General features: G+C 63.2%; 28 protein-coding genes. 9 read left to right on the plus strand and 19 right to left on the minus strand.

Annotated elements, in window-relative coordinates; translation table 11 throughout:
* Positions 1–67: 67 nt before the first annotated feature.
* Positions 68–910, plus strand: coding sequence for an SDR family oxidoreductase (locus NKK52_RS14285; RefSeq protein WP_023682161.1), 843 nt, complete (start codon positions 68–70; stop codon positions 908–910).
* Between the two features lie 59 nt (positions 911–969).
* Here the strand turns inward: NKK52_RS14285 and NKK52_RS14290 are convergent, their stop codons facing one another.
* On the minus strand, positions 970–1,587 hold the full coding sequence (locus tag NKK52_RS14290; protein WP_023682162.1) for an MOSC domain-containing protein: 618 nt from the start codon (positions 1,585–1,587) through the stop codon (positions 970–972).
* 68 nt (positions 1,588–1,655) lie between these two features.
* Here NKK52_RS14290 and NKK52_RS14295 point away from each other — a divergent pair, with 68 nt between their 5' ends.
* Positions 1,656–1,805 (plus strand): hypothetical protein, encoded by a 150-nt coding sequence (locus tag NKK52_RS14295; protein WP_245260485.1) that lies wholly within the window; start codon positions 1,656–1,658, stop codon positions 1,803–1,805.
* Here the strand turns inward: NKK52_RS14295 and NKK52_RS14300 are convergent, their stop codons facing one another.
* From NKK52_RS14300 to ettA, 3 genes are all read right to left on the minus strand, one after another.
* Positions 1,806–2,927, minus strand: coding sequence for a beta-ketoacyl-ACP synthase III (locus NKK52_RS14300; RefSeq protein ID WP_023682164.1), 1,122 nt, complete (start codon positions 2,925–2,927; stop codon positions 1,806–1,808).
* Between the two features lie 131 nt (positions 2,928–3,058).
* A complete protein-coding gene (tam, locus tag NKK52_RS14305; protein ID WP_023682165.1) occupies positions 3,059–3,829 on the minus strand; it encodes a trans-aconitate 2-methyltransferase in 771 nt (256 codons plus the stop codon).
* A 49-nt stretch (positions 3,830–3,878) separates the two neighbouring features.
* The gene (ettA, locus tag NKK52_RS14310) at positions 3,879–5,528 is read right to left on the minus strand and encodes an energy-dependent translational throttle protein EttA (RefSeq protein WP_023682166.1); all 1,650 of its coding nucleotides are present in this window, start codon (positions 5,526–5,528) and stop codon (positions 3,879–3,881) included.
* Positions 5,529–5,762: 234 nt separating this feature from the next.
* Between ettA and NKK52_RS14315 the strand changes: the two genes are divergently transcribed.
* The gene (locus NKK52_RS14315; RefSeq protein ID WP_023682167.1) at positions 5,763–7,049 is read left to right on the plus strand and encodes a GGDEF domain-containing protein; all 1,287 of its coding nucleotides are present in this window, start codon (positions 5,763–5,765) and stop codon (positions 7,047–7,049) included.
* Positions 7,050–7,054: 5 nt separating this feature from the next.
* Here the strand turns inward: NKK52_RS14315 and NKK52_RS14320 are convergent, their stop codons facing one another.
* The 5 genes from NKK52_RS14320 to NKK52_RS14340 all read right to left on the minus strand — a co-directional run bounded on the left by NKK52_RS14320 (position 7,055) and on the right by NKK52_RS14340 (position 10,181).
* The gene (locus NKK52_RS14320) at positions 7,055–7,669 is read right to left on the minus strand and encodes a hypothetical protein (protein ID WP_156939230.1); all 615 of its coding nucleotides are present in this window, start codon (positions 7,667–7,669) and stop codon (positions 7,055–7,057) included.
* Between the two features lie 70 nt (positions 7,670–7,739).
* Positions 7,740–8,747 carry a ribonuclease T2 family protein gene (locus tag NKK52_RS14325; RefSeq protein ID WP_023682169.1) on the minus strand — a complete coding sequence of 336 codons (1,008 nt, stop codon included), beginning with the start codon at positions 8,745–8,747 and terminating at the stop codon, positions 7,740–7,742.
* A 98-nt stretch (positions 8,748–8,845) separates the two neighbouring features.
* Positions 8,846–9,295 (minus strand): MarR family winged helix-turn-helix transcriptional regulator, encoded by a 450-nt coding sequence (locus tag NKK52_RS14330; protein WP_023682170.1) that lies wholly within the window; start codon positions 9,293–9,295, stop codon positions 8,846–8,848.
* Entirely contained in the window at positions 9,292–9,831 is a 540-nt protein-coding gene (locus NKK52_RS14335; RefSeq protein WP_023682171.1) for an alpha/beta fold hydrolase, read from the minus strand. The genes NKK52_RS14330 and NKK52_RS14335 overlap by 4 nt, the downstream gene beginning before the upstream one ends.
* Entirely contained in the window at positions 9,810–10,181 is a 372-nt protein-coding gene (locus tag NKK52_RS14340) for an alpha/beta fold hydrolase (RefSeq protein ID WP_156939231.1), read from the minus strand. The genes NKK52_RS14335 and NKK52_RS14340 overlap by 22 nt, the downstream gene beginning before the upstream one ends.
* Positions 10,182–10,322: 141 nt before the next feature.
* Between NKK52_RS14340 and NKK52_RS14345 the strand changes: the two genes are divergently transcribed.
* From NKK52_RS14345 to NKK52_RS14355, 3 genes are all read left to right on the plus strand, one after another.
* A complete protein-coding gene (locus NKK52_RS14345; protein ID WP_023682173.1) occupies positions 10,323–11,255 on the plus strand; it encodes an alpha/beta fold hydrolase in 933 nt (310 codons plus the stop codon).
* A gap of 82 nt (positions 11,256–11,337) precedes the next feature.
* Positions 11,338–12,513 (plus strand): CaiB/BaiF CoA transferase family protein, encoded by a 1,176-nt coding sequence (locus NKK52_RS14350; protein ID WP_023682174.1) that lies wholly within the window; start codon positions 11,338–11,340, stop codon positions 12,511–12,513.
* Positions 12,510–14,159 (plus strand): thiamine pyrophosphate-binding protein, encoded by a 1,650-nt coding sequence (locus NKK52_RS14355; RefSeq protein WP_023682175.1) that lies wholly within the window; start codon positions 12,510–12,512, stop codon positions 14,157–14,159. The genes NKK52_RS14350 and NKK52_RS14355 overlap by 4 nt, the downstream gene beginning before the upstream one ends.
* Before the next feature lie 243 nt (positions 14,160–14,402).
* Here the strand turns inward: NKK52_RS14355 and NKK52_RS14360 are convergent, their stop codons facing one another.
* Positions 14,403–15,686, minus strand: a complete 1,284-nt coding sequence (locus NKK52_RS14360) for a cystathionine gamma-synthase family protein (RefSeq protein ID WP_023682176.1) — start codon at positions 15,684–15,686, stop codon at positions 14,403–14,405.
* Between the two features lie 122 nt (positions 15,687–15,808).
* Between NKK52_RS14360 and NKK52_RS14365 the strand changes: the two genes are divergently transcribed.
* Positions 15,809–16,267, plus strand: a complete 459-nt coding sequence (locus NKK52_RS14365) for an Lrp/AsnC family transcriptional regulator (protein ID WP_023682177.1) — start codon at positions 15,809–15,811, stop codon at positions 16,265–16,267.
* 48 nt (positions 16,268–16,315) lie between these two features.
* Here the strand turns inward: NKK52_RS14365 and NKK52_RS14370 are convergent, their stop codons facing one another.
* From NKK52_RS14370 to NKK52_RS14385, 4 genes are all read right to left on the minus strand, one after another.
* Positions 16,316–17,287 carry an ABC transporter substrate-binding protein gene (locus NKK52_RS14370; RefSeq protein ID WP_023682178.1) on the minus strand — a complete coding sequence of 324 codons (972 nt, stop codon included), beginning with the start codon at positions 17,285–17,287 and terminating at the stop codon, positions 16,316–16,318.
* 38 nt (positions 17,288–17,325) lie between these two features.
* Positions 17,326–18,480 (minus strand): ABC transporter permease, encoded by a 1,155-nt coding sequence (locus NKK52_RS14375; RefSeq protein ID WP_023682179.1) that lies wholly within the window; start codon positions 18,478–18,480, stop codon positions 17,326–17,328.
* Complete coding sequence (locus NKK52_RS14380; RefSeq protein ID WP_023682180.1) at positions 18,477–19,355, minus strand: ABC transporter permease; 879 nt, start codon at positions 19,353–19,355, stop codon at positions 18,477–18,479. The genes NKK52_RS14375 and NKK52_RS14380 overlap by 4 nt, the downstream gene beginning before the upstream one ends.
* 330 nt (positions 19,356–19,685) lie before the next feature.
* Entirely contained in the window at positions 19,686–20,477 is a 792-nt protein-coding gene (locus tag NKK52_RS14385; RefSeq protein WP_023682182.1) for an ABC transporter ATP-binding protein, read from the minus strand.
* A 110-nt stretch (positions 20,478–20,587) separates the two neighbouring features.
* Between NKK52_RS14385 and NKK52_RS14390 the strand changes: the two genes are divergently transcribed.
* The gene (locus tag NKK52_RS14390) at positions 20,588–20,992 is read left to right on the plus strand and encodes a cupin domain-containing protein (RefSeq protein ID WP_031196380.1); all 405 of its coding nucleotides are present in this window, start codon (positions 20,588–20,590) and stop codon (positions 20,990–20,992) included.
* A gap of 17 nt (positions 20,993–21,009) precedes the next feature.
* Here NKK52_RS14390 and NKK52_RS14395 read toward each other — a convergent pair whose 3' ends face one another.
* The 5 genes from NKK52_RS14395 to aptA all read right to left on the minus strand — a co-directional run bounded on the left by NKK52_RS14395 (position 21,010) and on the right by aptA (position 25,946).
* Positions 21,010–21,393, minus strand: a complete 384-nt coding sequence (locus NKK52_RS14395) for a hypothetical protein (protein WP_031197044.1) — start codon at positions 21,391–21,393, stop codon at positions 21,010–21,012.
* Between the two features lie 16 nt (positions 21,394–21,409).
* Positions 21,410–21,742: a hypothetical protein gene (locus NKK52_RS14400; RefSeq protein ID WP_050588123.1), complete on the minus strand. Its 333-nt coding sequence runs from the start codon at positions 21,740–21,742 to the stop codon at positions 21,410–21,412.
* A 41-nt stretch (positions 21,743–21,783) separates the two neighbouring features.
* Complete coding sequence (hydA, locus tag NKK52_RS14405; protein WP_023682186.1) at positions 21,784–23,235, minus strand: dihydropyrimidinase; 1,452 nt, start codon at positions 23,233–23,235, stop codon at positions 21,784–21,786.
* A 62-nt stretch (positions 23,236–23,297) separates the two neighbouring features.
* Positions 23,298–24,548 (minus strand): Zn-dependent hydrolase, encoded by a 1,251-nt coding sequence (locus NKK52_RS14410; RefSeq protein ID WP_023690832.1) that lies wholly within the window; start codon positions 24,546–24,548, stop codon positions 23,298–23,300.
* A gap of 69 nt (positions 24,549–24,617) precedes the next feature.
* Positions 24,618–25,946 carry an omega-aminotransferase AptA gene (gene aptA, locus NKK52_RS14415; protein ID WP_023682187.1) on the minus strand — a complete coding sequence of 443 codons (1,329 nt, stop codon included), beginning with the start codon at positions 25,944–25,946 and terminating at the stop codon, positions 24,618–24,620.
* A gap of 255 nt (positions 25,947–26,201) precedes the next feature.
* On the opposite strand from aptA, the gene NKK52_RS14420 reads away from it, so the two are divergent.
* Positions 26,202–26,831, plus strand: coding sequence for a TetR family transcriptional regulator C-terminal domain-containing protein (locus tag NKK52_RS14420; RefSeq protein WP_023682188.1), 630 nt, complete (start codon positions 26,202–26,204; stop codon positions 26,829–26,831).
* Positions 26,832–26,838 lie beyond the last annotated feature (7 nt).

Genomic DNA, 26,838 nt, shown 5'->3' on the forward strand with positions numbered 1-26,838 from the left:
TATATCGCGGAAGCGGAGAAGCCTCCGCTTCCCAGTTCACGGCCCGCATGGGCAAGGATTCCACGTCATGACAAGCAAGGTTTGGTTCATCACCGGATCGTCGAAAGGCTTTGGCCGAGTCTGGGCCGAGGCCGCACTCGCTCGCGGCGACCGTGTCGCCGCAACCGCGCGCGATGCCGGCACGCTCGCCGATCTCGTCGCGAAATACGGCGATAATGTCGCCGCGATCAAGCTCGACGTCACCGACAAGAAGGCTGTCGATGCGGCCATCGCCGAGGCGCACAAGCGCTTTGGCCGGCTCGACGTCGTCATCAACAATGCCGGCTATGGCCATTTCGGCGCCATCGAGGAAGTCAGCGAACAGGAAGCCCGCGACCAGATCGAAACCAATGTGTTCGGCGCGCTCTGGGTCACCCAGGCGGCTTTGCCGATCATGCGGGCGCAGGGCTCCGGCCACATCATCCAGATCTCGTCGATCGGCGGCGTCAACGCCTTTGCGTCGCTCGGCCTTTACCATGCCTCGAAATGGGCGCTCGAAGCCTTCAGCCAGTCGCTCAGCATCGAGGTCGCCGAATTCGGCATCCATGTGACGCTTGTCGAACCGGGCGGCTTCTCCACCGATTGGTCCGGCGCCTCGGCCAAGGTCTCCAAAGCGATCGAGGCTTACGCGCCGGCCCGCGCCAAGATGGCGGAACGCCGCGCCAACTCGGTCGCCGGCGACCCCGAGGCCACCGGACCGGCGATGCTTGAAATCGTCGACGCGGCCGAGCCGCCGCTGCGCGTCTTCTTCGGCGATGGCGGCCTGCCGATGACCAAGCAGGAATACGCCAACCGCATCGCGCTGTGGGAAAAGTGGGACCACGTTTCCGTCGAGGCGCAGGGCGCCAAGAAGAACCGCAAGGCGGCCTGAGCGCGTCTTGAAATCCGGCTGCGTCGCCCCGGCGGCGCAGCCCGTGCCCTAGCCCGGTACTAGGATCGATAAATCCACTGCTCGGGCACGCGCACCGAGATCTCTTCCCCTGTTGTCATACGACCCGGTTTCTCGACCCAGGCAACGAGGCCGCGCAGCCGTTTCGCCGCCTTCGGGAAGGCCAGCGCGCCGGCCTCCCGATCGGCCATCCCGGCGTTTTCGGCGATCGCACGTCCAGCAAGCCGGCAAGGCCCGTTCTGCGCATCGACCTTGATCGTCACGCCACCTCTAAAGAACAGCAGCGTGCCTGACGGCAGCATCGAGAGATGCGGCACGCCTTCGATCAGCAGATTGGCGCCGATCCATTCCGGCTTGATCTCGGCCAGCCCCATCCGCTCGGCAACGACGGCGAGTTCATCCGCTGCTACGATTGATATCTGCCGCTCGTTGCGGATTTCGGTGCCGCGCGGATACCAGGGTTCGCGACCGCCGGAACGACGGGTGGCGCCGGCGTGGAAGTCGCCGTCGATGCCTTCGAAACCGAGTTGCAATGCTTCCACTGGGCGCGTCTGGAAGTGATCTGACGGTGCGACGTACAAAGCGGCCACTTTGGCGGACAGCTTCCTGGCGGGGATGATTTCGACCGGCTTCTCAGACTCCGGGAAGAGGTCCAGCATGGCTTCGTTCCTTCTGCAGGATGACGTCGCATTAGCCGTAGCCGTGGGCTCGGGTCCAGTCGAAAGCGATGATGATTCGATCAAACCGGCTGATGGCGTCCATCGGCATCGTCATGAAGGCAAGGCTGGAGGAACGCTTTCTGCGCGGAGAACTCGGCAACGCCTATGATGACTATGCCCGCAGCGTACCGATGCTGGTGCCGTTCATGCCGGCCTGATTACAGCATCCGCAAAAGCGCGCCACCGATCGAATAGCCGGCGCCGAAGGCGCACAGCACGCCGAAATCGCCGGGCTTCATGTCGGCGTGGTTTTCCGACAGCGCGATGATGGCGCCAGCGCCGGCGGTGTTGCCGAGCCGCTCCAGCACCATCGGCGCGCGGTCGTGGTCGACCTCGTGGCCGAAGGCCAGTTTCAGGATCATGGCGTTCATTCGCGCATTGGCCTGATGCAGCCAGAAGCGCCTGATGGCTTGCGGCGTCAGCCCGTGCTCGGCGAGGAATTCGACAATGAATTTGTGGCCGGCGACGGTGACTTCCTTGAACACCTTGTTGCCGACCTGTTTGATCAGATTGCCTTCGAGGTTGATCATGTAAGGATCGTCCTGGGCGGTGCGGGTGTGATAGCCCAGATTGGTGCGGATATTGTTCGACATCTGCGTCCAGGTGCGCGTGTCCAGCACCTCGAAGCGCCCCGGCCGCTTCTCGCCCCTGGCCAGCCCCTCGACCACCATCGCCACCGACGCATCGCCGAAGATGAAATGCGTCTGCCGGTCGCGGAAATTGAGATGGCCGGTGATGATCTCCGGCGTGACCACCAGCACGCGTTTGTGCGCGCCCGCCCGCACCAGATTGGCCGCAATGTGCAAGGCGGCCGCGGCCGATGAACAACCAAGCCCCATATCGAAGCCGGCGCCCTTGGTGCCCAGCGCCTCCTGCATTTCGATGGCGATCGCCGGATAGGGCCGCTGCTGGTGCGAGGCCGAGCAGATCACCAGGTCGATGTCGGACGGCTTCAGGCCGGCATGGTCGAGCGCCTTCCTGGCTGCGGCGACGCCGAACTCGGCCTGCAGCGACAGCGCATCGTCGAGCCGCGCCGGAATGCGCGGCGCCATGCGGGTCGGATCGAGAATGCCTTCGCGCTCGATCACATGGCGGGTCTGGACGCCCGAGGCATGGACGATGAAGGCGCTGTCGGATTTCTGCAGCAGCGTCTCATCCGTGCCTTGCCGGCGTGCATTCTCGGTGTCGACCCAGGCATTGAAGCTGGCGACCAGTTCTTCATTGGTGATCTTGGCTTCAGGGATTTCAACGCCAATGCCGCTGATGATGACGCGATGCATATCCAGTCCGTCCATGCGCAGGCGTTGTCGTTCTCATGTGAACGACGAAGGGGCGCGACACAACACTTTTCTCACCCCACCGGTTTACGCCGGCTTAAACCATAGGCTGTGGCCGGATGTCATCGGGAGTGCTAGCCGGCCCGCTTGGCGACGATGAAGATACGCGGAAAGCGCAGCAGCACCTTGCCGTTTGCGGTCTTCGGATAGGCCTCGGTGATCTTGGCCGTGTAGCTGTCGAGGAAGGTCTTGCGCTCGCCGGCGTCCAGCGGATCGAGGAAAGGCTTCAGCCCCGTCGACTTCACCCATTCGACGATCGCCTCGGCGTCGGTCAGCGGATGATTGTAGGCTGTATGCCAGATATCCACCCGGTCGGAGAGCGGCGACAAGAGATCATAATAGAACGACACCGCCGGCAGCGGTCCGCGCGCAGCACCTGCCATCTTGGCGGCGAACGGCATTTCGGCGGCCGTCTCGCGCATCACCTGATGCGACGGCTCAAGCAGATTGTCGGGCATCTGGACGGCGAGCGCGCCACCGGGGGCGAGAAAGCCCATCAGCCGCTGAAACACAGCCGGATGGGTGGGCAGCCACTGGAACACGGCATTGGCGAAGATGACATTGACCGGCTCGGCCGGCTGCCACGTCGAGGCATCGGCGAGGTCGAAATTGACGCTGGGCAGGCGCGCCCTCGCCTTCTCGATCATGTCGGGCGAGGTGTCGAAACCGCTCACCTCGGCATCCGGCCAGCGCTCGACCAGCAGCTCGGTCGAATTACCCGGCCCACAGCCGATGTCGACGACCCGGCGCGGGAAATCCACCGGCACCTGCGCAACAAGATCGCGCGCGGGCCGCGTGCGCTCATCCTCGAATTTCAGATATTGGGCGGCTGACCAGTCGGTCATTCAAGCTTTCCTCGTATCAGTTGAGAAATTCGCCGCCCCGGTTGCTCCCTTACCGCGTCAGCCTCTTGTAGGTCATCCTGTGCGGGTTGACGGCTTCGGGGCCGAGACGACGGATCTTGTCCTGCTCGTAGTCCTCGAAATTGCCCTCGAACCATTCGACATGGCTGTCGCCCTCGAAGGCGAGGATGTGGGTGGCCAGACGGTCGAGGAACATACGATCATGCGAGATGATGACCGCGCAGCCACCAAAATTTTCCAGCGCGTCTTCGAGCGCCGCCAGCGTTTCGGTGTCGAGATCGTTGGTCGGTTCGTCGAGCAGCAGCACATTGCCGCCGGTCTTCAGCATTTTTGCCAGATGCACGCGGTTGCGCTGGCCGCCGGAGAGGTTGCCGACCTTCTGCTGCTGGTCGCCGCCCCGGAAATTGAACGACGCGCAATAGGCGCGCGTGTTGGCCTCGAACTTGCCGAGCTTGACCACTTCTGCGCCGCCGGAAATCTCCTCCCACACCGTCTTTGACGGATCGAGCGCATCGCGGCTCTGATCGACATAGCCGAGCTTGACCGTCTCGCCGACGCGGACAGAGCCGGCATCCGGGGTTTCCTGGCCGGTGATCATGCGGAACAGCGTCGTCTTGCCGGCGCCGTTCGGCCCGATAACGCCAACGATGCCGCCCGGCGGCAGTTTGAATTCCAGACCCTCGATCAACAGCGTGTCGCCAAAGCCCTTCGACAAGCCTTCCGCCTCGATCACCACATTGCCGAGCCGCTCGCCATGCGGAATGACGATCTGCGTATCGCTCGGACGCCGCTTGTCGGCTGCATCCAGCAGCTCCTGGAACGCCTGGATACGCGCCTTGGACTTGGTCTGGCGGGCTTTCGGGCTGGACTGGATCCACTCGCGCTCGCGGCCGATAGCGCGCTGGCGGGCGTCGTCCTCGCGACCTTCCTGCTTGAGGCGCTTGGCCTTGGCTTCGAGGTATTTGGTGTAGTTGCCCTCATAGGGAATGCCGCGGCCGCGATCGAGCTCGAGGATCCATCCCGTGACATTGTCGAGGAAGTAGCGATCGTGGGTGATGATCATCACGGCGCCGGGATAGGCGCGCAGATGCTTTTCGAGCCACGCCGTGGTTTCGGCGTCGAGATGGTTGGTCGGTTCGTCGAGCAGCAAGAGGTCGGGCTGACGCAGCAGCAGCTGGCAGAGCGCGACGCGGCGGCGCTCACCGCCCGAAAGCTTGGTGACCTCGGAATCCTTGGGCGGGCAGCCCAGCGCTTCCATCGCCATCTCGACCTGCTGTTCGAGATCCCACAAATTGAGCCGGTCCATCTCGTCCTGGAGCTTGGCCGACTCGTCAGCCGTCTCGTCGGAGTAGTTCATCATCAATTCGTTGTAGCGCTCGATGATGGCGGTCTTGGCGGCGACACCTTCCATGATGTTCTCGAACACCGTCTTGTTGGCATCGAGCGCCGGCTCCTGCGCGAGATAGCCGACGGTGGCGCCTTCGGCGAGCCAAGCTTCGCCGTTCCACTCCTTGTCGAGCCCGGCCATGATCTTGAGGATCGTCGACTTGCCCGAGCCGTTCGGGCCGAGGATGCCGATCTTGGCGTCGGGATAGAAGGAGAGATGAACATTCTCAAGCACCTTCTTGGTGCCATAGGCCTTGTTGAGGCCGGCCATGTGATAGATGAACTGGCGTGCCACGCGCGCTTTCCTTGATGATTGACCGAAATGTCGGATTGAATGGAGGTTGGCCGCTATGTAGGCGATGCCGGGCCGAACGGCAATCGCTTTTGCCATTTCAAGCCGGGTGTACACCGCACGTTAAGTTTTCCGCCGGTTGTGGGGAGCGTTGAAATCCCCGGTTAACCCTTCAGCGTCAAAACAGGATCGATCGCTGGCCTGTCGCGATCGAAAGTAAAGATCGGACCGAAGGTAGTGCTGAACAGTTTCCTGCTCCTTGCCGAAGCGGTCGTCTACTTCAGCGTCATGGTCACGCTGTTCCGCTTCAGGGATCGCATCGGCCTCGGCGTCTTCGTCTGCGCGCTGGGCGCCATGCATTTCCTCGAAACCTATCTCGCCAGCGTCTTCTACGTCGCCCTGCCCTTCGGCATGGTCTCGCCAGGCTCGGCGGTGCTGTTTTCCGGCAAGCTGGTGATGCTGCTTCTGCTCTACATGAAGGAAGATGCGGCCACGGTGCGCCAGCCGATCTATGGCCTGCTGCTCGGCAACGCCTTGATGATCGGGCTGGTCCTGATCCTGCGCCTGCACGATATTTCAGCTCTTTCCGACGGCAAGCTTCCCGATATCGGCTTCATCGACCAGATGGGCTGGTTGATGGTATGGGGCACGACGCTGCTCTTCATCGACGCCATCCTGATCATCCTGCTTTACGAAAAGCTCGGGCGTTATCTGCGCAAGGCGCCGTTCTCCCGCATCCTGATTTGCGTCGCCTGCGTGCTCACCTTCGACCAGGCCGGATTTTTCACCGCCCTGCATTTCGTCGCAGGCGCACCGATTGCGGTCTTCTTCGGCGGCTGGTTCGCCAAGATGGGTGCCGCTTTTGCCTACAGCGCCATGCTTGTCGCCTACCTCAGATGGTTCGAAACGCGTCAGGTCGTGGCACCCCGCGGGCTATCCGACGTCTTTGACACCTTGACCTATCGCGAGCGCTACGAAGCCCTGGTCGAACATGTCGGCCGCGACGGCCTCACCGGCCTGTTGCACAGGGGACGCTTTGACAGCGACGGCGAACGTCTGGTTGCCGTCAGCCTGCGCACGGCCCAGCCGCTCAGCCTGCTGATCGTCGACGTCGACCATTTCAAGTCGATCAACGATCGCTTCGGCCATGCAGAGGGCGACAGGGTGCTGAGATCAATCGCTCAGGTGCTGACCCAGGCGGCCGGCGCGCACGATCAGGTTTTCAGGATCGGCGGCGAGGAGTTCGCCATCCTTTGCTCGCAGCCGCATGCGGTCGCCAGGTTGCTCGGAGAAAACCTCCGCCAGGCCGTCAAGACGTGCGTAAACCGGTTCGACATCAGCGTCAGCGCCGGCATCGCCACTGTCGATGAGACCGTAGGCTCGCTTGCCGATCTCTTCGCCCTTGCCGACGAGCGTCTCTACAGGGCCAAGTCCACCGGGCGCGACCGCGTCGTCGGCGAAGCGCATGACGATGCCGAAGACCTAACCGCGTGGACATTGCCCACGCGTGGCGTCAGCGGATAAGGCTGTCAGCTCCGCTTGCGCTGCTGCAACGCGCCGACCGCAACTGAAACGGCTATCAGCGCGATGGCCAGCCATTTCAGCACGGTGATGATCGGACTGGCATCGATGTCATAAGCGATGAACAACAGAATGCCGGGCACCAGCAGGCCGCACATGACCAGCATGATGCGGTTGATCTGCCAAGACACTTTTGCCGCCAGCGCTTCGTCACCGGCTTTGCCGACAAGACCGGCGCGCATCTCCCGGGAGATGGCCAACGCGCTCGACAGGCGCATGGAGATCGGCAAGCCGAGCCCGATTATGAGGAAGGCACACGCCGCCAGCAGAGCCGAGAATTTGAGCGCGCTGGTGTCGGCCGGCACCGGAAACAAAAGTGTCGCCAGCGGCAGGAAGACACAGACGATGCCGAGCGCGGCAATGGCGATGAAGATCGCGGCATTGACCCAAGTGAACAGCTGGTAGCGGCCTGCCCCGATCGGCGCGGCAAGCACGCGCATGCGCGCCCACTCGGCATCGGTATAGGAAAAGCCCGGCCATTCCATGCGGCCGTCTTTTATGGCTGTCATTCCCCTGGCCCAGAAAGCCAGCCGCGCCAGCCCGCCTGATGTCATGCCACTCATCGCCACCCCCGCCGAATGAAACACATCCAGACCATATCACCGCGTCACTGCTAAGCGACAGACGGATATCCTACTGGAACCCGGCCGCATCGACCGAACCCTTCGGACAGCCCGCCTTGGTCGTCGGCGCCGAGGCGAGCATGAGAGTGCCCAGCGAACTGTCGGGGCCGATCGGGCCGGTCAGGCCCAGCGTCAGCTCGCCGATCAGCCGCCTGCCGCTCGACGGATCGACCAGGCAGGAGACACGCACCCGCGCGCCCGCCCCGGCGCCGAAGGCGCTGTCGAAGGTGCTGCGGATCTGGTCCGAAGTCAGTTGCTTGCCGACGTTCCTGGTGAAGAGCTCGCGCACCGGCGACGCATTCACCGCCCGCATCAGGTTCAGCGCCTCGGCAAAATACTCCTGCTGGCTCTTGCCGTAGCAGGTGCCGTGCTTGATCCATTCATGCCGTTCGAGCTTGGAGGCGGTGCCAGGCATCACCTGGTCGAGTTCGGCGCGCGTATTGGCATCGAGGTTGACCGGCGGCAGGTCTGCCCAATGGGCCGGATTGTCATTGGCCTTGTCGCTCGCCGGCACCTGGCAATAGAAATTGCCGTTCGGCTGCGGCCAGAGCCCATGCAACGTGAAATGCGACGCGTCGAAGCCGCCCGCCGTCTGCGCCTGGCATTCGGGCTTGCTTGCCTTGGTTTCGCAGAAGGCCGGCTGCCAACTCAGCGCAAAGACATATTCGGGCTTTCCCGAAGCCGCAGGCTTGCCCTGATCGGCGGGCGCGGCCGGCTGGGCGGCTGCGCTGCCGCCGGTGACATGACCGCAGCTGATCTTGACCCAGCGACGCTCAGGATCGGCGCCCGGCACGCGGATGAGGTAATGCGTCGGCGCATCCTTGTTGCCGGCCAGGAGGTCGTAGCTCTGTCCAGCCGTTGTCGCGATATTGCCGGGGTTCTTGCCGCTCTTGATTGCCTGCGTCGCCGGGCAAGCCGCATCGGCCATGAAGGAGCCGCTCATCTTCACATCGGCGCGCGCTAGGCCGACACCGGCCAGCGCCACCAACACCGCACCCCATATCGCCGATATCCGCATTCCAGCACTCCTAGCGTTTCATAGCGCAAGCTAGAAACGTGTGACATGTCAGAATTACGATTTCTTTCGTCCGCCGCAAAAAACAATCGCTCTGTCGATCAGACCCCGCCCTCCTCGACCCGCTTCGTCAACATACGCAGCAGATCAAGCGCTGTCTCGAGCGCGCGAGCCTCGATGCCCTCGCTGATGCGGTTGGCCCAGACATGCTGGCGCGTGCCGATATCCCGGATCGCGGCCCGGCCGGCATCGGTCATCGCCAGGAGCTTCGCGCGGCGGTGCGCCGGGTTGTCCGCATAGGCGGCAAGCCCTTCGGCGGCCAGAATGTCGGCAAGGCGCTGCACGCTCTGGCGGGCAAGCCCCATGTCGCGGGCAATGTCGGCCACCGATTTCGGCTCCTTCAGCACCGCGCCCAGAACCTGCCAGCGCGCCGCCGTTAACCCGGCAGGCTCGGCCAGCCGGTCGGCCGCGTCGAGAAACCCGCCATTCAGCCGGAACACGGCAAGCACCATTTCGGTGAGCACATCTCCGGCTTCGGTCCTGCTTGTCATTTCTGGCCGGCCTCGATGGTGGAAACGAAAGTGTTGACGGCTTCAGCCACCGCCTCCGGCTTGTCAAGCATCACCCAATGGCCGGAACCGGCGACGGTTCTGTGGCCAATTCGGCTGCACAGCCGAAACAGGGCCGCCGCATTGTCATTGGCCTCCGTAGCCAGCACGAAGATCGGCCCGCGATAGGCGTCGAGCGTCGGTTCGGGATTCCATTCCGCCAGCGCCTTGCCGACGCCTGCCAGAGCCGCCGGATCGACCACCGCCGCATCGGCGAGGACCCGTTTGCGGACATCTGGATTGGATCCGGCGATCGAGGTGTAATAAGCGCTCAGGACGTCGCCGCCGTTTGGCCCCGCCAGATCGCGCACGAACCCGTCGCGAATCTCTTTGGGCAGGGCGCGCGGATCGGTCGCCGGATCGACCAGCAGGATGCCGGCAACACGGTCGGCATGGCCGGCGGCATAGGCGAGCGCGGCCCCACTGCCGCCGCTATGTGCAACGAGGACAAACCGCTTCAGGCCGAACGCATCGGCCACCGCACTATATCGTCGGAACGGCCGTCATAGCCGTAGTCGGCATCAGCTGCAGGCGCCGATGCGCCATGGCCGCGAAAATCGAAGGCGACCGCCTCACGGCCACCTGCGGTGAGCTGCATCACCCGGTTCCACTGTGTGGCGCGGCTGCAATCGCCATGCGCGAACAGGATCGGCAGGCCGCCGCCGGATTTGATGTCGTAGCCGGCAAGCTGGCCCTGCGGGCCGGCAATGGTTGAGGTCTTCATGGTCGTCTCCCTGGTCTGGCTGGAAGCAATGCCGGGCAGGAGCATTGCGGATGAAAGGCTCGCCAGCAGAAACGCGCGGCGCGAAACGGTCGAAACGGTTTTCATGCTCATGTTCCCGATGTAATTTGACAGCATGCTGTCATATAGCCAAATTGACAGCACACTGTCAATAGTGACGCCGGCTGATTTCGACCTCCCCTTGACGTCGGTCACGCCGTCGCCCAACAGTCGCCAAGGGAGCGAGACATGGCATTTGACAAGCAGACGACGCTGGCCTCACCGACCGGGGCCACGCTCAATCTCTATGTGAAGCACGCGGGGGGCTCTCCACGCGCGGTAGTCCAGGTCAATCACGGCCTGGCCGAACACGCCGCGCGCTATGCCCGCTTCGCCGATTACCTCAGCACCCGCGGCTTTCATCTCTACGTCCACGACCATCGCGGCCATGGCGCGACCAAGGCGCCCGATGCCCCGCTCGGCAGATTCGCCGGCACAAGCGGCCCGGCCAAGGTGATCTCCGATGTCGACGCAGTCCACGATTTGATTGCGAAGGAGCAGCCCGGCCTGCCGGTCATCCTGTTCGGCCATTCGATGGGTGCGTCGGTGGCGCTCAACTACCTGCTGGCGCACTCGCCGCGCGTCCACGCCGCGGCGATCTGGAACGGCAATTTCTCACAAGGCCTGCTTGGTCAGCTTGCACTCGCCATCCTCGCTTATGAGCGCTTCAGGCTCGGCTCCGATGTTCCCTCACGCGTCTTGCCCAGGCTGACCTTCCAGGCCTGGGGCAAGGCGGTGCCCAACCACAAGACGCCGTTCGACTGGCTGTCGCGCGACGAGGCTGAAGTGGCCAAGTACATTGCCGACCCGCTGTGCGGCTGGGATGCCTCGATCTCGATGTGGCGCGATGTCGTGGAGATGGCGCAGAAAGGCGGCAAGGATGCGGGCTTTGCCGGCATCAGGCGCGACCTGCCCGTCAGCATCGTCGGCGGCGAGAAGGATCCGGCCTCCGACTATTGCAAAGGCATCGATCATCTCACCAAGCGGATGCGCGCGATGGGCTTTTCGAATCTGGTTTCAAAGGTTTACGCCGACACCCGCCACGAAAGCCTGAACGAGGTGAACCGCGACACCGTTATGGACGATTTCGCTGCCTGGGCCGATAGCGTGCTCAAAGAGTGACATCGCTGGCCTACCGCAAGGCCCGTGACAGCGGCATCCCGGGTTGATAGAGGCTGCGGTTCCGACCCGTTTTTGGTGATTTATGGCTGAACCTCCGCTGAAAGGCGTCCGCGTCGTCGAACTCGCCCGCATCCTGGCCGGCCCCTGGGCAGGACAATTGCTGGCCGATCTCGGCGCCGATGTCATCAAGGTCGAGAGCCCCGAAGGCGGCGACGATACCCGCAAATGGGGTCCGCCCTTCGTCATGAGCCATGATGGCGAGAACCTGTCGGCCGCCTATTACCATTCCTGCAATCGCGGCAAGCGTTCCATCGCCGTCGATTTCTCGACATCGGAAGGGGCCGAGACGGTGCGCCGGCTGGTTGCCACGGCCGACATTCTGATCGAGAATTTCAAGCTCGGCGGCCTGAAGAAATACGGGCTCGATTACGAGAGCCTGAAGGCGATCAATCCAAAGCTCGTCTACTGCTCGATCACCGGCTTCGGCCAGGACGGGCCTTACGCCCCACGCGCCGGCTATGATTTCATCATCCAGGCCATGGCCGGCATGATGTCGATCACCGGCGAGGTCGGGCGCGAGCCGCAAAAGGCCGGCGTCGCTATTTCCGACATCTTCACCGGCCTTTACTCTGTGATCGCCATCCAGGCAGCGCTTCGCCATGCCGAAAAGACCGGCGAAGGCCAGCATATCGACATGGCGCTGTTCGACACGCAGATTTCCGCACTCGGCAACCAGAACCTCAACTATCTCGTCTCCGGCAAGGCGCCGGTGCAGATGGGCAATGCGCATATGAACATTGCGCCCTATGAGGTTGTCCCGGTCAGGGACGGCCACATCATCCTGGCGGTCGGCAATGACGGCCAGTTCGCCAAATTCTGCGCCGCCGTCGGTCTCGACCATCTCTCAGCGAATCCCGATTTCGCCACCAATCCGGCCCGCGTGGCCAACCGGGTGAAGTTGCGCGAGCACTTGATCGAGACGCTGAAGAATTGGGATCGCGACCCGTTGCTGGCCAGGCTCGAAGCGTCAAGCGTGCCGGCGAGCCCGATCAACGACATCGGCCAGATGTTTGCCGACCCGCAGACGATCGCACGCGGCATGCGCCTCGACCTCGACGATGGCCATGGCAATCGTCTGCCCTCGGTACGCGCGCCGATGGTGATGTCCGGCACACCGCTGGTCTATGAGCGTCCCTCGCCGCGCCTTGGCGAACACACGCAAGAAATCCTTGCCGAACTGGAGAAGTCTGGACGATGAAGACCGGTGGACAACTGATTGTCGACGCACTCGAGGCGAACGGCACCGACCGCATCTTCTGCGTGCCCGGCGAATCCTATCTCGCGGTGCTCGACGCATTGCATGACTCGCCCATCCGCACCATTGTCTGCCGACAGGAAGGCGGCGCCGCCATGATGGCCGACTGCCAGGGGCGGCTGACCGGCAAGCCCGGGATCTGCTTCGTCACCCGCGGCCCCGGCGCCACCAATGCATCGGCCGGCATTCACATTGCCATGCAGGATTCGATACCCGTCATCCTGTTCATCGGCCAGGTCGCCAGCCACGCCAAGGAGCGCGAGGCTTTCCAGGAGGTCGACTACAAGCGCTTCTTCGGCGACATCGCCAAATGGGTGGTGGAGATCGACGATGCCGCGCGCATCCCCGAACTCGTCACCCGCGCCTTCGCCGTCGCGACATCGGGCCGCCCCGGCCCCGTCGTCATCTCGCTGCCGGAAGACATGCTGACCAGCCTGGTCGACGCGCCTGCGGCCTTGCCGCACACGCCGGTCGAAACCCGCCCCGGCGAAGCCGAACTCGACGCGCTGGAGAAACTGCTCGGCAAGGCCAAACGCCCTTTCGTCATCCTCGGCGGCACACGCTGGGACGAGGAAGCGGTGGCTCGCATGCGCACCATTGCCGAGGCCTGGTCGCTGCCGGTCGGCTGCTCCTTCCGCCGCCAGATGCTGTTCGACCATCTGCACCCGAACTATGCCGGTGATGTCGGCATCGGCATCAACCCGAAGCTGGCCACCGCCATCAAGCAGGCCGACCTGGTGCTGCTGATCGGCGGCCGCATGGGCGAGATGCCGTCCTCCGACTACACGTTGCTGAAAAGCCCCTATCCCGACCAGACGCTGGTCCATGTCCATGCCGACGCCGGTGAACTCGGCCGCGTCTACCGGCCGACGCTGGCGATCAACGCCTCGCCATCGGCCTTCGTCGAAGCCTTCGCCAAGCGCAAGCCAGCCTCCGCGCCAGCCTGGGCGGATGAGACGCCAAAGCACCATGCCGCCTACCTCGACTGGTCGACGCCGCCTGAGACCGGCCCCGGCCCGGTCCAGATGGGACCGATCATGAATTACCTGGAAAAGGTTCTGCCCGACGACGCCATTTTCACCAACGGCGCCGGCAATTACGCCACCTGGGTGCACCGCTTCCACCGCTTTCGCCGCTTCGCCACGCAGGGCGCGCCGACCTCCGGTTCGATGGGTTATGGCACGCCGGCCGCGGTCGCCGCCAAGGCGCTCCATCCCGACCGCACCGTGATCGCCTTTGCCGGCGACGGCTGCTTCCTGATGAACGGACAGGAATTCGCCACCGCCGTGCAATACGACCTGCCGATCATCGTCATCGTCGTCAACAACGGCATCTACGGCACCATCCGCATGCACCAGGAGCGCGACTATCCCGGCCGCGTCGTCGCCACCGATCTGAAGAACCCTGACTTTGCCGCTCTTGCCCGCGCCTATGGCGGCCACGGCGAGACGGTCGAGAACACGGCAGATTTTGCCCCTGCCTTCGAGCGGGCCCGCGCCAGCGGCAAGCCGGCGATCGTCGAGATAAGGCTCGATCCCGAGGCGATCACGCCGACGCGGACGATGACGCAGATCCGCGACAAGGCCTAAGAACTTCGTAGCGAAGCCGAGTTCGTCACACCCCCCTCTGTCCTGCCGGACATCTCCCCCTCAAGGGGGGAGATTGGATGTCATGTCGCCCTTCGCCAATCTGCAGCGTTGCAGACAGGGCGCTATGGTCAGAGCTGCTGATCTCCCCCCTTGAGGGGGAGATGGCCGGCAGGCCAGAGGGGGTGCTGTCCCGCCGACGCTGCCAAGGCGATCGCCCCTTTCCTGATATCTACAAGCGAGCTATCAGACCGCTACCAGCGCCTGCGTCAGGTCGGCGATAAGATCGTCCGGATGCTCGACGCCGATCGACAGCCTGACAGTCGTCTCCAGCACGCCGATGCGCTGGCGCACGTCGAAGGGGATGCCGGAATGGGTCATGGCCGCCGGGTGGCTGGCGAGCGATTCCGTGCCGCCAAGGCTCACCGCCAGCTTGAATATTTGCAGCCCGTTGAGAAAGGCGAAGGCCGCCTTCTCTCCGCCTTTGATATCGAAAGAAAATGTCGACCCGGCGCCGCTGCATTGCGCCTTGTAGGCCCGTCCCGCTGCGGTGTCCTCGCCCAGGAAGCACAGGTAATGCACCTTCTCGACCTTGGCGTGATCGCGCAGGAATTCGGCCACGAGCCGCGCATTGTCGTTGGCGCGCTCCATGCGGATCGACAGCGTCTCCAGCGAGCGGCCGAGCATCCAGCAGGAATGCGGGTCGAGTTGCGTGCCGATGGCGCCGCGCAGCGCCTTGATCGGCTTGGTCACCGCCTTGCTGCCCATGGCTGCACCGGCGATCAGGTCGGAATGGCCGCCGACATATTTGGTCAGCGAATAGACGGAGACATCGGCGCCATGTTCGATCGGCCGCTGGAACACCGGGCCGAGCAGCGTGTTGTCGCAGACGATGATCGGCGTTGATCCTTGGCTTGCGCCGATCTCGTCGGCAATCTTCCGGATCAGTGCGATGTCGACCAGGCTGTTGGTCGGATTTGACGGCGTCTCGATGAGAATGACCGAGACACGCCCCTTCGCCACCGCAGCATCCGCAGCGGCCCGCACCGCCTTGTCGTCGACGCCGTCGGCGAAGCCGACAGCGCCGATGCCGAAGCCGGACAGCGTGCGCGTCAAAAGCGTCTCGGTGCCGCCGTAAAGCGGCTGCGAATGCAGAATGACATCGCCCGGCCGGGCATAGGCGAGCAGCGTGGTGGCGATCGCCGACATGCCCGACGAGAACAGGATGCAGGCGTCCGTTCCCTCATAGACCGCCAGCCGGTCCTCGACGATCTCTGAGTTCGGATGGTTGAAGCGCGAATAGACCAGGCCGGACGCCGTGCCGCTCGGCGGCTCCTTGCGGCCGGATGTGTAGTCGAAGAAGTCGCGCCCCTCCTCCGCCGATTTGAACACGAAGGTCGAGGTCAGGAACACCGGCGGCTTGACGGCGCCTTCCGACAGTTGCGGATCGAAGCCATAGCTCAACATCAACGTTTCCGGATGGAGCTTGTGGTTGCCGATGTGGGTTTTCGACGGGCGCGGCGCGGTCATGGCTTTTCCTGCATCTGGAGGAGTCTCGTGCAGCAATTTATGCGATCCCGGTCCGCCAGTCCTTGCTATTTTCGGCCTCGCATGGCTGCATCCCGGCAACAAATTGCCGAGCGAGAGCAAAAGTGCAGCAGAAGATAGCCGACGATTTCGACCGCAAGATCCTGCGCGAGCTGCAGGCCGACGCCCGCATCACCAACAATGAGCTTGCGGAGCGCATCGGCCTGTCGCCGTCGCCATGTTTGAGGAGGGTACGCCGGCTGGAGGAGGCCGGCATTATCCGGGGCTATACCACGCTGGTCGACCCGGCCGCCTTCGGCTGGAACATGGTCGCCATCGCCACCGTTCGGCTCAGCCGCCAGAACGAGGACGAGATCGTCATGTTCGAGGACGCCATCCGCGGGTGGGAGGAGGTGCTGGAATGCCACCTCGTCACCGGGTCGCGCGACTATGTGCTGAAGGTGGTGACCGGCAGCCTCGAACAGTACGAGCGCTTCATCAAGGAAAAGATCGCGCGGCTGAAATGCGTCGCTTCGATCGAGACCAGCTTCGTCATGAACACCATAAAGGAACGGCGCCTCTGACATTTGGTCAAAGGCGCCGCTCTCGAGGTCGAAATTGCCTGGCCAGGCTTATTTGATCGCCTTGTCGGTGATCGCCGTGGTGTAGGCGCCGGTCGGCGCCTTGGTGATGATCTTCTGGTCGAGCAGCGCCTTGGCGGTGCGCTCGTAGGTCGCCGGGTCGAGCTTGCCGTCGGCATTGTCGATCAGCTTGGCGACTTCGCTCATCATCCGCTTCTGGTGGTTTTCGTCCTGGCCACCGCCGTCCATGACAATGCCCGCGGCCTCGTCATTGTTGTCGATGGCATATTTCCAGCCCTTCATCGAGGCGCGCACGAAACGCACCATCTTGTCTTCGAAAGCCGGATCCTTGAGCTTGTCTTCCGAGGCATAGAGCCCGTCCTCAAGCAGGTCGTTGCCCATCGCCGAGTAGTTGAACACGGTGAGCTGGTCCGGCTTGTAGCCGGCATCGATCAGCTGCCAGTACTCGTTGTAGGTCATGACCGAAATGCAATCCGCCTGCTTCTGGATCAGCGGCTGCACGTCGAAGCTCTGCTTCAAAACCGTGACGCCGTCCGGGCCGCCTTCGGTCTTCAGGCCGAGCTTGTTCATCCAGGCGTAGAATGGATATTCGTTACCGAAGAACCAGACGCCCAGCGTGTGACCCTTGAAATCGGCTTCGGTCTTGATCGGGCCGTCCTTCGGGCAGACCAGCTCCATACCGGCCTTCTTGAACGGCTGGGCGATGTTGACCAGCGGCACGCCCTTTTCGCGCGCGGCGAGCGCCCCGCCCATCCAGTCGACGATGACGTCGGCGCCACCGCCGGCGATCACCTGCTCGGGTGCGATATCGGGACCGCCCGGCTTGATGTCGACGTCGAGGCCTTCTGCTTCATAAAAACCCTTGGCCTTGGCGACATAGTAGCCGGCAAACTGCGCCTGCGTGACCCATTTCAGCTGCAAGGTCACCTTGTCGGCGGCCATTGCCTGGAACGCGGCCAGCGACATCGCGCCGGCCAGCATCGGAATGATCAGTCTTTTCATGTTTTTACCCTCTGAAGTTAACACCCGAACCCACCGCCCTATCCACCACGGACAGAGGGATGCCAAAACGTGACGGCTCTCTCGACGAGAGCGACCACGCCATAAAAGACCGAACCCGCCAGTGCTGCAACTGCGATTTCGGCCCAGACCATGTCGATGTTCATCCGCCCGACCTCGGTCGAGATGCGAAAGCCCATGCCGACCACAGGCGTGCCGAAGAACTCGGCGACGATGGCGCCGATCAGCGCCAGCGTCGAGTTGATCTTCAGCGCGTTGAAGATGAAGGGCGCTGCCGCCGGCAGCCGGAGCTTCAAGAGTGTTGGCCAGTAGCCCGACGCATAGGTGCGCATCAGGTCGCGCTCCATATGGCCGGAGGCGGCAAGACCGGCAACCGTGTTCACCAGCATTGGGAAGAAGGTCATGATGATGACGACCGCGGCCTTGGACGGCCAGTCGAAGCCGAACCACATCACCATGATCGGCGCCACACCGATGATCGGCAGCGCCGAGACCATATTGCCGATCGGCAGCAGACCGCGGCGCAGGAACGGCACGCGGTCGGCCGCAATCGCCACCAGGAAGCCGGCGCCGCTGCCGATGACATAACCGAAGATCACCGCCTTGAAGATGGTCTGCCTGATATCGGCGCCGAGCACCGGCAGGGAACTGGCGATGCGCACACCGATGGCGCTCGGCGGCGGCAAAAGGATGAAGGGAATGCCGGCGCCACGCGTCACCGCTTCCCATATGATCAGGATCCAGGCGCCGAAGATCGCCGGGATGATGAGGCGCAGCGCCATCCGCGCCCCTTTTGCCATCGGGCGAAGCCCCGACAGCACCGCCACACAGCGCCAGGCCAGCAGCCAGGCAGCGGCGAGCAGCAGGAAATAAGGCGCCAATGCCGTGCCTTCGAAACCTGTAATGCCCGAGATCAGCATCCAGGCGACGAGATGAGCGCCGATGAACAGCACCGCAGCCTCGGCCAGCGGCGAAATTCTGATCATCGAGATCAGCCCTGCCAGCACGGCCAGGCCGATCATCGGGGTCTTTATCCCGAAATAGGGGTAGTCGAAGCTTGCTGTCGGGTCTGCAAGGGCGGCCGCTTCCGGCTTCGACATCGCACCGAGCGCGACGGCGACGAGGCACAGCGCAATGGCCAGCACGGCTTGCCAGGAGGGCTTCAGCCAGTTCATGCCGGCCTCCCGCCCATCGCGCGGTCAACGAGGCGCCCGGCTATGCCGACCACCATGACCAGAAGGGCCGCCACCACCGAGCCCGCCACAAGGGCGGACCAGATGTCGATGGACTGGCTGTAATAGGCGCCTGCCAAAAGCTTGGCGCCGATGCCGGCGACAGCACCGGTCGGCAGTTCGCCGACAATGGCGCCGACCAGGCTCGCCGCCACCGCCACCTTCATCGAGGTGAACAGGAACGGCACCGAGGCCGGCACCCGCAGCTTCCAGAGGGTCTGCGAGACACTGGCATTGTAGGTGTGCATCAGGTCGAGATGCATGAGTTCGGGCGAGCGCAGGCCCTTCACCATGCCAACCGTCACCGGGAAGAACGACAGGTAGGTCGAGATCATCGCCTTTGGGATCAGACCGCTGATGCCGATCGCCCCCAGCACGACGATGATCATCGGCGCCACCGCCAGAATGGGAATCGTCTGGGAGGCGATGATCCACGGCATCAGGCTGCGGTCGAGCGTCGCCACATGCACGATGCCAACCGCGATGACGATGCCGAGCGCCGTGCCGAAGGCAAAGCCGAGCAACGTCGACGACAGGGTCACCCAGGCATTGTAGACGAGGCTTCGGCTCGATGTGATGGGCCGCAGGAAGGTGTTCTCGAAGAAGTTCACCGCCACCTGATGCGGCGCCGGCAGCGTCGGCTTGGGCTGCGACAGCGTCTTGCCGATGAATTCGACGGTGTCGTGGGTTTCCCCGGCGCGCCGGTCGAGGTCGCGCTGGAAGGGCGCGTTTAGGATGACGGCGAAGACATACCAGAGCACCACCACGCCCAGGAGGATGGAGGTCACGGGGATGAATTTTTCGCGGAAGGTGTCCATCAGGCGCGCTCCCCTTCTCCTCTCCCCGCCGGGAAGAGGGTGGCCGGAGCGAAGCGGAGGCCGACCACCTCCGCGTTCGTCATCCTAGGGCGGAGCGACACGAAGCGTCGTGCAGACCCTAGGATCCATTCCGTGACGTTGGCCGAGGGGTATAAGCGGTTGAGAATGTTCGCCTTCGCGGGCGCAGCGGCGTGTGCACCGTTTTGCACCGTTGCGGACCGTATAGGTAACGGTATGGATCCTAGGGTCTGCCCCGCGTCGCTTCGCTCCTTGCTTCGCCCTAGGATGACGAAGGCGTGGCGGCGACGTCCGCACTCATTCGCTACCCCCTCAATCATCATAGCTGTGCCCTGCCCTCAAGCCATCGCGTACCCTGGCCGCGATCGCCAAAAATTCCGGCGTCTCGCGGATATCCAGTGGCCGCTCTTTTGGCAGCGTCGATTCGATGATGTCGGTAACCCGACCTGGGCGCGGCGACATGACGACGATGCGCGTCGACAGATACACCGCCTCGGGGATGGAATGGGTGACGAAGCAGATCGTCTTGTTGGTGCGCGCCCACAATTCCAGAAGCTGTTCATTGAGATGGTCGCGCACGATCTCGTCCAGCGCGCCGAAGGGCTCGTCCATCAGCAACAGGTCGGCGTCGAAGGCGAGCGCGCGGGCGATCGAAGCGCGCTGCTGCATGCCGCCGGAAAGCTGCCAAGGGTATTTCTTCTCGAAGCCGGAGAGGTTGACGAGCTCCATCGTGCGCTTGATGCGCTCGGCCTGCTCCGCTCTCGAAAGGCCGATGATCTCCAGCGGCAGCGCCACGTTACGCTCGATCGTGCGCCACGGGAAAAGGGCTGCCGCCTGGAAGACGTAGCCATAAGCGCGTTTCTCGCGCGCCTGTTCCGGCGTCATGCCGTTGACCGAGATCATGCCCGATGTCGGTTTTTCCAGATCGGCGATGACGCGCAGCAAGGTGGTCTTGCCGCAGCCCGATGGGCCGATGAAGGAGACGAACTCGCCCTTGCCGATGGTCAGGTCGACATTGGAGAGCGCCTCTACCGGACCGTCATTGGTCTGAAAGGTAAGGCCAAGTCTGCTTGCCGAGACGACGGCTGGCGATTGTCCCGTCATCGCTTGCTGCCTGCCTCTCGCAGCCGCCCAGGATGAAATGCCGTTGCATTCGCGTTGATGTTGCTTTCCACTCGTCCAATCCCACCCACTCGACGCCCGGAGCCTTGCCGATGTCGCCCAAACCCACTTGTCACCTTATCCGTCCTGAAAGCACTTATGAAGGCAAGCAGGGATTGACCTATTTTGCCGGCATTGCAGCCGAGACGGTCGGCTCGTCCGGCATCTGCATGCATCTGCTCACCCTGCCGCCCGGCGCCCGCGCCAAGGCGCATCTGCATGAAAGCCATGAGACGGCGATCTATGTGCTCTCGGGCGAGGTCCACACATGGTATGGCGACAGGCTCGAGAACCACATCGTCGTCAAGGCCGGCGACCTCTTCTACATCCCGGCCGGCGTACCGCATCTGCCGGCCAATATGAGCAACGCCCCGTCCTCGGCCGTCATCGCCCGCACCGATCCCAATGAACAGGAAAGCGTCGTCCTGTTGCCGGAGCTGGATGCGCTGGTGGCCTGACGCTGACGGGACTGCCGTCATTTGCACCGCGCCACTTCGCCCATGACATTGCCGTCCTCGTCGGCGACCGTCAGCTTCTTGGCGTTCTTGGCGCTGCGCTTGATGGTGAATTTGGTCGGCTCCTGTCCGTCTTCACCTTCGGCCTCGCATGTCGCCGTCACCACCAGCGAACCATCAGCCTGCGCTTGCTTCTCCGTGAAGGTGCAGGCGCTGGCGGCGGTGACCAATGCCTCGTCGGTCAAAAGCAGCATCCGATCGGCGGCGACTTCCTGGCCGTTGCGGTTGATGCAGCCATATTTGTCCCCATAGGGTTTCGTCAGGTCGATGCCTGCCGCAAGGGCCTGACCCGCAGCCAGAACGACTACCATCGCAACAGATGGCCCCAAACCGCGCGCGCTCATTCCCCCAGCTCCAACGTCACGAACACGGTTGCAACGGCCCCATTTCTTCAAGACCGGGAATGGTCACGAAGAACCCACCCTCGCCCTTGTTGGTGACCACAACGGTTTCAGCCGTCGTCCCCGCCTCGCCTTCGGCGGAACAGGTCGCATCAAGTGATTGCGTGCCCGGCGCCCACGTCAATTGCTGCGCGAACCGGCAGCCGCTGCCATAGGTCTCGATGCCCTCGGCGGTCAGCACGATATAATCGTCGCGGCCCTGAAAGCCGGCCTTTGCAAAGACACAACCGGCATCGTTGCCCCAGAAGCCCACCAGCCTCTCGGCCCCTGTTGCCGGACCAGCGACCACCATCGCCACGACCAGTGAAATGAGCGCCCCCGGGCTCCGCAACGTCAAACGCCTGTCGCCGGAATGCCGGTGCGTTCGACCTTGCGCGGCGCGGTGATGTCCTTCCAGGTCGATAGAGCCCGGTTGACCGCCGCGTTCGGCTCGCGGGCGACGAATTCGCCATGGCCGGGCTTGGCCTTGACCTCCGCTTCCTCGACCGACAATTCGCCGCGCGAAAAGACGAAGCGCGGCAGGCCGGTCACCTCAAAACCTTCGAAGACGTTGTAGTCGATCACCGATTGCTGCTTCTTCGAGGTGATGGTCTTCTTGGCGCTGGGGTCCCACACCACGATGTCGGCGTCCGCGCCTTCGACGATGGCGCCCTTCCTAGGATACATGTTGAGGATCTTGGCGATGTTGGTCGAAGTCACCGCGACGAACTCGTTCATCGTCAGCCGCCCGGTGTTGACGCCCGTCGTCCACAGCACGGGCAAGCGGTCTTCAAGCCCGCCAGTGCCGTTCGGGATCTTGGTGAAATCGCCGACGCCGTTGCGCTTCTGCTTGGTGGTGAAGGCGCAGTGGTCGGTCGCCACCACCTGCAGCGATCCCGCCTGCAGGCCGGCCCACAGCGAATCCTGGTGCAGCTTGTTGCGGAAGGGCGGGCTCATGACGCGGCGCGCCGCATGGTCCCAATCCTTGTCGAAATACTCGCTTTCATCCAGCGTCAGATGCTGGATCAGCGGCTCGCCGAAAACCCGCATGCCCTTCTGGCGGGCGCGGCGGATGGCTTCGTGGCTCTGCTCGCAGGACACATGCACGACATAGAGCGGCACGCCGGCCATGTCGGCGATCATGATGGCGCGGTTGGTCGCCTCGCCTTCCACTTCCGGCGGCCGCGAATAGGCGTGTCCCTCGGGACCATTATTGCCGGCAGCGAGCAGCTTTTGCGACAGCGCCGCAACCACGTCGCCATTCTCGGCATGAACGAGCGGCAGCGCGCCGAGATCGGCGCAGCGCTGGAACGACGCGTACATCTCGTCGTCGTCCACCATCAGCGCGCCCTTGTAGGCCATGAAATGCTTGAACGAGGTAATGCCTCTGTCGACGACGGTGGCCATCTCGTCGAACACCTGCTTGCCCCACCAGGTGATCGCCATGTGGAAGGAGTAGTCGCAGGCAGCCTTCGAGGTCTTGTTGTCCCACATCTGCAACGCTTCCAGCAGCGATTGCTGCGGCGCCGGCAGGCAGAAATCGACCACCATCGTGGTGCCACCGGAAAGGGCCGCACGCGTCCCGGACTCGAAATCGTCGGCCGAATAGGTGCCCATGAACGGCATTTCGAGATGGGTGTGCGGATCGATGCCGCCCGGCATGACGTAACAGCCGCTGGCGTCGAACTCATGGTCGCCATGCAGGTTCGAGCCAATGGCGACGATCTTGCCGTGCTGCATCAGCACATCGGCCTTCCAGGTGCGGTCGGCGGTGACGATGGTGCCGTTTCGGATGACTTTGGTCATTGTCGTGTTCCCTTGTTCTCTTCGCGCTTCTTGTGAGCGTCGTTTTGAATACAGATCTTAGTTCACGCCACGATCCCCGCTGTCTCTACCACCGCATGGAACAGCACGTCGGCGCCGGCGCCGGCCCATTCCTTGGTGATTTCCTCAGCCTCGTTGTGTGACAACCCGTCAACGCAGGGGCACATCACCATGGCGGTCGGCGCAACGCGGTTGATCCAGCAGGCGTCGTGGCCGGCGCCGGAGACGATGTTGCGGTGGGAATAGCCGAGCCGATCGGCGGCGTCGCGGATCGCCTTGACGCAGCCGGCATCGAAGGTGACCGGATCGAAAGCGCCGACCTGCTCGACCTTGTACTGGATGTCGAGCGCCTCACAGATTGTGTCGATGCCTTCGCGTATGCGCCCATCCATCGCGTCCAGCACTTCCTTCTCGGGCGAGCGGATGTCGATGGTGAAGACGGTGCGCCCGGCGATGATGTTGCGCGAGTTCGGAAACACCTCCATGTGGCCGACCGCGCCGACGGCGTCGGGCTGGTAGTCCATGGCGATCTCGTGCACCAGTTCGATGACCCGAGCCATGCCGAGCCCGGCATTACGGCGCTTGGGCATCGGGGTCGAGCCGGTATGCGCCTCCTTGCCGGTCAGCGTTACCTGCAGCCATTTCAGGCCCTGGCCGTGGGTGACGACGCCAATGTCGATGCCTTCGTCCTCGAGGATCGGCCCCTGCTCAATATGCAGTTCGAAGAAGGCGTGGATCTTGCGATCACCGACTTTCTCGGTGCCTTTCCAGCCGATGCGCTCCAGCTCCTCGCCAAATTTCCTGCCCTGTTTATCAGTGTGCTGATACACGTCCGCCTGATCGAGCACACCGGCGAACACGCCGGACGCCATCATAGCCGGGGCAAAGCGCGAGCCTTCCTCATTGGTCCAGTTGGTAACGACGATCGGATGCCTGGTCTGGATGCCGAGATCGTTAAGCGAGCGAATAATCTCCAGCCCGCCGAGCACGCCGAGCACGCCGTCATATTTGCCGCCGGTCGGCTGCGTGTCCAGATGGCTGCCGACATAAACCGGCGGCAGGCTGGGATCAGCGCCTTCCCGGCGGGCAAACATGGTGCCCATTTCGTCGAGCCCCATTTCGAGCCCGGCCGCCTCGCACCAGCGCTTGAACAGATGCCGTCCCTCGCCGTCCTCGTCGGTCACGGTCTGGCGATTGTTGCCGCCGGCAATACCGGGGCCGATCTTCGCCATCTCCATGATGGAATCCCACAAACGGTCTGAATTGATTCGCAGATTCTCGCCCGGGGCGGCCATTCAAAGTCCTCTCATTTCATATAACCAACCGGGCGGCGGTTCCCGCCGCCGCCCGACTGGCTGGATAGATTAGTCGATCGCCCTCAGCACTTCTCTGACATGGTCGATCAATTCGTTGATCTGGCCCTTGGTGATGATCAGTGGCGGCGACAGCGCGATGATGTCGCCGGTGGTGCGGATCAGCGCGCCGCGCTCGAACGCCTTGACGAAGGCCGAGAAGGCCCGCTTGGTCGGGCTGCCGGCGATCGGCGCCAGTTCGATCGCGCCGATCAGGCCGATATTCCGGATGTCGATGACATGCGGCTCGTCCTTCAGCGAATGCAGCGCATCTTCCCAGTAAGTCGCCAGTTCCTCGCCACGGGTCAGCAGGCCCTCTTCCTTGTAGGTGTCGAGCGTGCCGAGTGCCGCGGCGCACGCAATCGGATTGCCCGAATAGGTGTAGCCGTGGAAGAACTCGATCATGTGCTCGGGGCCGGTCATGAAGGCGTCGTGGATTTCCTTCTTCACGAACACCGCGCCCATCGGGATGACGCCGTTGGAGACGCCCTTGGCGGTGGTCATGATGTCGGGCGTGACGCCGAAATAATCCGCTGCGAACGGCGCGCCGAGACGGCCGAAACCGGTGATGACCTCGTCGAAGATCAGCAAAATGCCGTGCTCGGTGCAGATCTCGCGCAGTTTCTGCAGATAGCCCTTCGGCGGCAGGATGACGCCGGTGGAGCCGGCGACCGGTTCGACGATGACGGCGGCGATGGTCGAGGCGTCATGCAGGGCAACGATGCGCTCCAGCTCGTTGGCGAGTTCCGCGCCATATTCCGGCACGCCCTTGGAGAAGGCGTTCTTTTCCGGCAGATGCGTGTGCGGCATGTGGTCGACGCCGCCGAGCAGCGTGCCGAACATCTTGCGGTTGGTGACGATGCCGCCGACCGAGATGCCGCCGAAATTGACGCCGTGATAGCCGCGTTCGCGGCCGATCAGGCGGGTGCGCGCGCCCTCACCCTTCACACGGTGATAGGCGATCGCCATCTTCAGCGCGGTTTCCACCGATTCCGAACCGGAATTGGTGAAGAAGACATGGTCCATGCCCTTGGGCGCGAGGTCGACCAGGCGGTTGGCCAGTTCGAACACAATCGGGTGTCCCATCTGGAAGGCCGGCGCATAGTCGAGTTCGGCCGCCTGATGCTGGATCGCTTCCGTGATCTTGGGACGGCAATGGCCGGCATTGACGCACCACAGGCCGGCGGTGCCGTCGAGCACCTTGCGGCCGTCGCTGGTGGTGTAATGCATGTCCTTGGCGGACACGAACATGCGCGGCGCCTGTTTGAACTGCCGGTTTGCCGTGAACGGCATCCAGAATGCGCTGAGATCGTTCGGCGTGACTTTCAGCCGGTTGGACATGACCAAGACTTCCCCTTGTAACCTGTTTCGGTGCGGCTAACGCTTGGTCTTTCCAAAGCTTGGTCTTTGCTGCGTTTTCATGCTACGCAAATTTTTGACCGATTGGACAAACGTTAGCACCGCCCTGTCGGCGGTCAAGGGATTACTAGCGGAAATGCGGCCTGCGAAGTGCGCTCCACGGGTAAGAGAAAAACTGGTCCAGAGAATTGGTCCAGATGACCCGCTCGGCCAAGGCTTGCAGGGGTGAGCGGCGCCATGGAAGGCTCAGCCCCTCGCCGCACCCGCATCCAGCAGGAAAAGCGCGAACTGATCCTGGAAGCAGCGCTCGAAGTCTTCTCCACCAACGGCTTTCGCGGCTCGACCATCGACCAGATCGCCGAGGCCGCGGGGATGTCGAAGCCGAACCTGCTCTATTATTTCCGCCGCAAGGAAGACATCCACGAAACGCTGATGGAGCGGCTGCTGGCGACGTGGCTGGCGCCGCTACGTGAACTCGACGACATCGGCGACCCCCTGACCGAGCTCAGGAGCTACATCCGGCGCAAGCTCGAAATGGCGCGTGATTTTCCCAGGGAGAGCCGGCTGTTCGCCAACGAGATCCTGCAAGGCGCGCCGCGCATCATGCCGCTGCTGGAAGGAGAGCTGAAAACGCTGGTCGACGAAAAGGCCAACGTCGTCAAGGGCTGGATGCGCGCCGGCAAGATCGCCCGCACCGATCCCTGGCACCTGATCTTCTCGATCTGGGCGACGACCCAGCATTACGCCGATTTCGACGTCCAGGTCCGCGCCGTGCTCGGCGCCGACCGCGGCGGCGACGGCCGCTTCGAGGATGCGGCGCGCTTTCTCGAACAGCTGTTTATCGATGGGCTGAAGCCGAAGCCCTGATAACTGC

It is taken from the genome of Mesorhizobium sp. C277A (genome assembly GCF_040324395.1).
Lineage (GTDB): Bacteria > Pseudomonadota > Alphaproteobacteria > Rhizobiales > Rhizobiaceae > Mesorhizobium.

What these genes read in the sequence shown, in the direction of transcription:
- NKK52_RS14375 (WP_023682179.1), bottom strand. Translation starts at nt 18,480, where the DNA reads ATGAACTGGCTGAAGCCCTCCTGGCAAGCCGTGCTGGCCATTGCGCTG.
- NKK52_RS14360 (WP_023682176.1), bottom strand. Translation starts at nt 15,686, where the DNA reads ATGACCGCGCCGCGCCCGTCGAAAACCCACATCGGCAACCACAAGCTC.
- aptA (WP_023682187.1), bottom strand. Translation starts at nt 25,946, where the DNA reads ATGTCCAACCGGCTGAAAGTCACGCCGAACGATCTCAGCGCATTCTGG.
- NKK52_RS14295 (WP_245260485.1), top strand. Translation starts at nt 1,656, where the DNA reads ATGATGATTCGATCAAACCGGCTGATGGCGTCCATCGGCATCGTCATG.
- NKK52_RS14340 (WP_156939231.1), bottom strand. Translation starts at nt 10,181, where the DNA reads ATGAAAACCGTTTCGACCGTTTCGCGCCGCGCGTTTCTGCTGGCGAGC.
- hydA (WP_023682186.1), bottom strand. Translation starts at nt 23,235, where the DNA reads ATGACCAAAGTCATCCGAAACGGCACCATCGTCACCGCCGACCGCACC.
- NKK52_RS14420 (WP_023682188.1), top strand. Translation starts at nt 26,202, where the DNA reads ATGGAAGGCTCAGCCCCTCGCCGCACCCGCATCCAGCAGGAAAAGCGC.
- NKK52_RS14285 (WP_023682161.1), top strand. Translation starts at nt 68, where the DNA reads ATGACAAGCAAGGTTTGGTTCATCACCGGATCGTCGAAAGGCTTTGGC.
- NKK52_RS14320 (WP_156939230.1), bottom strand. Translation starts at nt 7,669, where the DNA reads ATGAGTGGCATGACATCAGGCGGGCTGGCGCGGCTGGCTTTCTGGGCC.
- NKK52_RS14325 (WP_023682169.1), bottom strand. Translation starts at nt 8,747, where the DNA reads ATGCGGATATCGGCGATATGGGGTGCGGTGTTGGTGGCGCTGGCCGGT.
- NKK52_RS14290 (WP_023682162.1), bottom strand. Translation starts at nt 1,587, where the DNA reads ATGCTGGACCTCTTCCCGGAGTCTGAGAAGCCGGTCGAAATCATCCCC.
- NKK52_RS14390 (WP_031196380.1), top strand. Translation starts at nt 20,588, where the DNA reads ATGTCGCCCAAACCCACTTGTCACCTTATCCGTCCTGAAAGCACTTAT.
- tam (WP_023682165.1), bottom strand. Translation starts at nt 3,829, where the DNA reads ATGACCGACTGGTCAGCCGCCCAATATCTGAAATTCGAGGATGAGCGC.
- NKK52_RS14355 (WP_023682175.1), top strand. Translation starts at nt 12,510, where the DNA reads ATGAAGACCGGTGGACAACTGATTGTCGACGCACTCGAGGCGAACGGC.
- NKK52_RS14395 (WP_031197044.1), bottom strand. Translation starts at nt 21,393, where the DNA reads ATGAGCGCGCGCGGTTTGGGGCCATCTGTTGCGATGGTAGTCGTTCTG.
- NKK52_RS14370 (WP_023682178.1), bottom strand. Translation starts at nt 17,287, where the DNA reads ATGAAAAGACTGATCATTCCGATGCTGGCCGGCGCGATGTCGCTGGCC.
- NKK52_RS14410 (WP_023690832.1), bottom strand. Translation starts at nt 24,548, where the DNA reads ATGGCCGCCCCGGGCGAGAATCTGCGAATCAATTCAGACCGTTTGTGG.
- NKK52_RS14380 (WP_023682180.1), bottom strand. Translation starts at nt 19,355, where the DNA reads ATGGACACCTTCCGCGAAAAATTCATCCCCGTGACCTCCATCCTCCTG.
- NKK52_RS14330 (WP_023682170.1), bottom strand. Translation starts at nt 9,295, where the DNA reads ATGACAAGCAGGACCGAAGCCGGAGATGTGCTCACCGAAATGGTGCTT.
- NKK52_RS14345 (WP_023682173.1), top strand. Translation starts at nt 10,323, where the DNA reads ATGGCATTTGACAAGCAGACGACGCTGGCCTCACCGACCGGGGCCACG.
- NKK52_RS14300 (WP_023682164.1), bottom strand. Translation starts at nt 2,927, where the DNA reads ATGCATCGCGTCATCATCAGCGGCATTGGCGTTGAAATCCCTGAAGCC.
- NKK52_RS14400 (WP_050588123.1), bottom strand. Translation starts at nt 21,742, where the DNA reads ATGGTGGTCGCTGGTCCGGCAACAGGGGCCGAGAGGCTGGTGGGCTTC.
- NKK52_RS14385 (WP_023682182.1), bottom strand. Translation starts at nt 20,477, where the DNA reads ATGACGGGACAATCGCCAGCCGTCGTCTCGGCAAGCAGACTTGGCCTT.
- NKK52_RS14350 (WP_023682174.1), top strand. Translation starts at nt 11,338, where the DNA reads ATGGCTGAACCTCCGCTGAAAGGCGTCCGCGTCGTCGAACTCGCCCGC.